General features: G+C 62.6%; 2 protein-coding genes. Both read right to left on the reverse strand.

All coding sequences use genetic code 11. The features are described 5' to 3' along the window. Nucleotides 1–3149 precede the first annotated feature (3149 nt). The gene (locus ACFWM2_RS33035; protein WP_383287603.1) at nucleotides 3150–3557 is read right to left on the reverse strand and encodes a hypothetical protein; all 408 of its coding nucleotides are present in this window, start codon (nucleotides 3555–3557) and stop codon (nucleotides 3150–3152) included. 99 nt (nucleotides 3558–3656) lie between these two features. After that, on the reverse strand, nucleotides 3657–4118 hold the full coding sequence (locus tag ACFWM2_RS33040) for a helix-turn-helix domain-containing protein (RefSeq protein ID WP_383287605.1): 462 nt from the start codon (nucleotides 4116–4118) through the stop codon (nucleotides 3657–3659). Between the last annotated feature and the right edge of the window lie 1331 nt (nucleotides 4119–5449).

The raw sequence follows: 5449 nt of genomic DNA on the forward strand, positions 1-5449 counted from the left end.
TGCGAATTACGTCAGGCCTTCGGGTCAAACACACTTGATAAAGCGAGCCAAAACACAGCTCTCACACCAGTGATGACACAACGCTTCAACAGAATGTAAAGCAACTATTTAGCCTCAGTTGTGACATGTCATTTGCAACTAGGTTTCCTCCGGCTTCTATCCTGTTTTATTGCATGATTGCTTCACGTACCTAGGAAAGGTCGGATCGCACTCCTTTTAGATTGACGGCTCTCCTGTGTGTTAGCCAACCAATATAAATTCCTCACTGCACACCGTCTTCCTACCTGACAACCCGGCATTGGACAAATATGTTGCACCATCCGTTTTCCCTCGATGTAAGAAGCAGACAGCGGAGTCGATTGAGCTTCTGTCGACTGTGCAGAAATGCACCTTTTCTATGCAATTGCAGCCGACGAGAAACGGGCCCTGACCTGCGGAAATGCGCCCAGGCGGCCAAACTCCGTCGCGCCGGGATGATTCCCTTTGGTGGGGCGCGATAGGGCCTCAGGCGGGCGTACAGGGCCGTCATGGTATTCATGGAGGACCTAGAGGAGGGGAGGGGTCGCGACGAGCCCCTCCAGGGGCATGGATCGGCAGGATCCCTCCGAGCGCCTTCTGGGACCTGACTAGGTGCGTGCTGCGGATCGGAACGCGTCTGAGGCAAAAAGAACCGACTCTGATGGCCACAGCCTGCGCATCCCTTTGGCCCTACACTTCACACCAGGAGGGCGGAATGCACTGAGCGTGTGCGCAACCCCAGCCTGCGATGCCATCAGTACCGCGTTGCCACGAGGTTTCTGCAATCGGCCGACATGCCGAGGTCCCACCCGGGGCGAGGCAACGCATGAAAGTGCTTGCAGAGGGGCCCCCTCCTACCGAGCCGGGGTTCTCCTTGTGGTTGGGGGTCCGCATCCGCAGTTCCCGGAAAGGGAAACGCCACTCCACGACTCGACCTGCCTCTGTTCGGCTCCACTTCTCTTGAACGCGTCACCGCAGTTCTGCTTCCCTCAACGCAGACGCCTCATGTCCGATCCTTGGGAGACCGCCGGCATCGCAAACCTGGGTATTTACGCAGACCTACATCTGCCCGTCGTCTTCGCTTCCAACTCCGGTTCCGCCAGCACCGCAGGGCCAGCAGAAGACCGTACGCGGCAGGAGAGGACATTCCCGCGAAGGTCCTGCGTGCAAAGACGCGGCGGGGGAGTAGCTTCCAGTACCCAACCCCAACCCCCGGACCTGGGCCGGGGTTCTCCTTGTGGTTGGGGGTCCGCATCCGCAGTTCCCGGAAAGGGAAACGCCACTCCACGACTCGACCTGCCTCTGTTCGGCTCCACTTCTCTTGAACGCGTCACCGCAGTTCTGCTTCCCTCAACGCAGACGCCTCATGTCCGATCGTTGGGAGACCGCCGGCATCGCAAACCTGGGTATTTACGCAGACCTACATCTGCCCGTCGTCTTCGCTTCCAACTCCGGTTCCGCCAGCACCGCAGGGCCAGCAGAAGACCGTACGCGGCAGGAGAGGACATTCCCGCGAAGGTCCTGCGTGCAAAGACGCGGCGGGGGAGTAGCTTCCAGTACCCAACCCCAACCCCCGGACCTGGGCCGGCCAGTCGTGAGGCCAACGGTCTGTGCGATCACCGTCCGTGCTCTGTGACCGAGTGTGCCCACATCGGAGCCCGCCTCGATAGGGCCGAGCAAGGAGGATCAGAGGTGCGGAAGCATTGGGGCCTGCACGCCGCTCATCACCGACAGATTTAGTCGAACCACCCAAGCAGTCAGAGGCTCGGCCGACTGCGTAGCGGAGAGGGCGGGCAATGTCACTAGGGAACACGTAAGAGCATTCGAATCGCGGTGACGGACTGACTGCAGGCTCCCGTCTACCATGGGTGATCTCCCCCTAGAGCACTTGATCGACAGGACAGCCGCGTTGAGGCCGCAGCGATCGCTCCCAATCGCCGAGAGCCAGGGGAGTGCCGTAAGCCCCTGGCTCCTGACGCGGATTGCCGCTTCCTGATGGGCCGGTCTCGGTCGCCGTATCTGCGAATGCGCGGCGAGAGCTATGGGCGGCCGCGCTCTCTACTCGCTCAGGGTGGACTCAGCTTCGAGCAGTCAGATCTTTCGGCCAAGGCGTTGTCGTTCTAAGTCCTCGGTCCCAGCATCGGCCTCGGTGGAGGACTCACGGCAGAAGGCGATCGACCGCTTTATGCCAGTTTGCGCATGGCCTCACGTGCCCCCTGACCTGCGCTTTCTCCGCTACGCGGACGAACTCGGTGCGGCTGGACTGATTGCCCACCCCCGGAGTGAACGACGCTCAGAAGGCGATCTACGGCTTTCGGGGGCCTCTCCAGGCGCACTCTCTGCGCTGCCTGGGGCTCAAAGGGGTGGGTTCGGAGGGAAGACGGACAGCCGTGGGGCGCTCGGCTCGGCGATCCGCTGCCGCAAGCTGGAGCTTCTGCGTGGGCACCCTCGTTTGGACTGGGGGCGCGACTTCCCGCGGTCCATCGGCGGATCACCTACATGTCGGGCCGCCGACCCCCGGGAATGGCACAGTCCGTGGACGCCGGATGATGGACGGGGGAGGAGGGCAAAGTGAGCTGCCCGCAAGGTCCCAGGGCGTATGCCGGAGTCGACGCTCAGCACCATTGATGAGGTTAATTAAGTACGTCGTTGGCAAGGAAAGCGGCGCGCTCCTCCCGTTCACCCTTCGCTGGATCCTTCACCGAGACAATTCCCGCACCGAGTAGCTCATCAAGTGCGCTGGACGCCGCGGGGAAGGTGACCTTGAGGGGAGCTTCGACCGCGAGGGCAGTAACGATGGGGGACTCCCGGCAGTTGCTCCATCAACCGGAGTACACCACCGCGCCCTTGCGCGGCTGCGGGCGGAGAACCTGGCTCTCGCGATAGTCAGCCAGTCGGTGGCCTCGGTGCCGCTGGCCGCACCGAGACAGCCGCCGCCCCCGATTGCTGCGGGTCGAAGTGCCTGCCGTCTGGGTCTCAACATGATCCACGGCACACACAGCTTGACGTCTTGCGTTCCTTTGATCGACTAGCCACTCCTGTGGTCGGTGGCTAGACTGCGACCGATACCAGACACACCGGGGCCCCCGCGAGAGCGGGGGCCCCGGTGTTTTGCCTGTCGTCGGCGCCGCCTACTCGGCCGAAACCGCCGCCACCCGGCGGCTGCGCCGCTGACGGTGAGTTGCCAAGTCAGTGGGCGGCATGGCGGGCGCCTTGCGAATAGCGGCCTTCCGCTTCAGAGCTTCCTGATGTTCCTCGACGGCGGCCCGATAGCGCTCCTCGAAGTCTTCGACGTCCAAGCAGAACGACTCGTCCATGTGCCTGATGGCGTCCTCTGCCTCGGCTGGCGTTGTGAAGCCGGCCACCTGAGGATTCAGCTGGTAGACGCCCTGCCGCTCCTTCCAGACAATCCGAGCGAACTGCAGGTGCTGGAGACTCAGGCCAACGGCTGAGCGCTTCATTCCGAGAGCCGATGCGATGTCTTCCTGCGTGATAACGATGCGACCGCCAGGTTCTTGGACCCCCAGCAGGAACAGCATCACGCGCAGTGCAGGCCCGGGAACACTGGGAACGTATGCAAAGGCGCTGGGCGACGTCCAGAGCTCCGGAGCACGCTCCTCGGCAGCTTGTGCTGACATCTATCCCTCCGACGCTCTGGGCTTCTTGGGTGCCCTGTTAGGAAGCATGAGCTGTGTGAACTCCTCAGGAACAGCCGGATCTTCAGCCAATTCCTCGATGAGCTCGAGCTGATCGACCTTCCGAGTCGCAGGCTTCCTGCTCGACGATCGACCAGGTTCCTCCACCTCAATCGTCCCACCCCTGAGAACGACCTGCGGATTCAGCTGGTACAAGCCGCGTTGAACCATGTGGACGAGCCCAAGGTCGAAGAGACGGCCAATAGCCCTGTTGACGTGCACCCGGTTGAGCTGCAAGGCGTGAGCGATCTGCTTCTGCGTTGCCCTGATCGTCCCTCCTGGCTCCTGGCTCCCCATCAGGTAGAGCAGGGAACGAAGGCAGGCGATGTCGTCATGGAAGTAGATGGCCATCCACTTCAAGAACTCGAGGCTGTCCATGCTGAAGGCACCGCCGAGGAACCCCACGCTGGTGGGGTTCCTCTCCACAATCGCGCGATGGCCTTCAGGCAGCTTGACAACTGTGGCCGGCTTTGTGCGCGGCACTCCACGGGCCCTGCGGTACGGGCTGGGTGCAGGTGCGTTCCTTTTCGGCCCCGGTGCTGCCTCTCTATCGGGAGCCCGCTGCCGCTTCGGGTCCTCGGAGGGGAGTGCTGACATGGGTGCATGTACTCCTCATGATCGATACCAGACGATTAGCACCCTATCCAGCGCAACTATATGTGGCAAAGACGCCATGCATAGTGGCATCGCGCGTGTCGAATGTAGCCCGTGAGGTACCTTCGCGCGCCTCTCGGAGGCACGCGCTGACCTCAAATCGCCTGCACGTTCGAATCTGCCGTACTGCCGAGCACCTCGACCTCCGCGGGCCTCAGGAGTCAATGATGCAACTATATGTTGCAAAACGCGCATCGACAGCACCTCAGGGGCAACATCGACCTGCCCCAACGTTGCCCCTGGCGTACCTTACTTGCAGGTAACAAGGCACTGACCTGCACTGATGCTGACGACCAAATCTTATAACGTGCGCGCGCGCGTGATACTGTGCCGGACCTTCCTCGTCAAGGACAAAGCCCCGTAAGTTCAGACCGCAACTCACACGCGTCTCTCCTCCCCTCAGCCAGCTTCTCCCCGCACCCAACCCCTCTCTCACTTCGGCCTTCTTCCACGACTCACTCAGTTCATCCTCCCCGTCACCATTCGGTCCTCCGACTTGCTCGCGCCCCACGACCCCTCACCCCCTCGAAGCTGAGCTCTGCCAACTTGCCTTCGACCAATGGCAAAGCAGGGATGCGCAAGTCGATCGTTCGTCCCACGTGCCCAAGGAGGGCGCTCCGCGCCCGAGTGGTGCGTCAGCGACGTTAGGAGCTGGCGCAGGGCGCGTGGGGTGGGCTGGTCCAGGCCGCCAAGGGCCTGGCGCTGGGGGTCTGGGGGGCGAGTAGGCCCCCAGTACGGGGTGCAGGGGGCGTCGCCCCTTGCCGGGGTCGGGGGCTGGCCCCCGCAATGCGGGTCCAGGGGCCGCTCGCCCCTGGCGGGGTCCAGGGGCAGCGCCCCTGGGATGTACGGTCCGCACTTTTCGAAGCTAGAGACGCCTCAATTCACGCACCCGATCAGCTCCGCGTTCCGCGTTGCGGACCTTGCCCCAAGTTCCTTCCGCATTCGGTCCCGCCCGACGGAACTAAGCAGCTCAGCGCCGTTATCTGCCTTCTTGCCCGCCAAGTATCGGTTGCTGGCGGCGTAGGAGGAGCCTCTCCGAGCTGATCGTTCTGCGCTGCCCACCGGACGTGGGGAGTGTGGAC

Source organism: Streptomyces sp. NPDC058371, from assembly GCF_042723265.1.
GTDB lineage: Bacteria > Actinomycetota > Actinomycetes > Streptomycetales > Streptomycetaceae > Streptomyces.

What these genes read in the sequence shown, in the direction of transcription:
- ACFWM2_RS33035 (WP_383287603.1), bottom strand. Translation starts at nt 3,557, where the DNA reads ATGCTGTTCCTGCTGGGGGTCCAAGAACCTGGCGGTCGCATCGTTATC.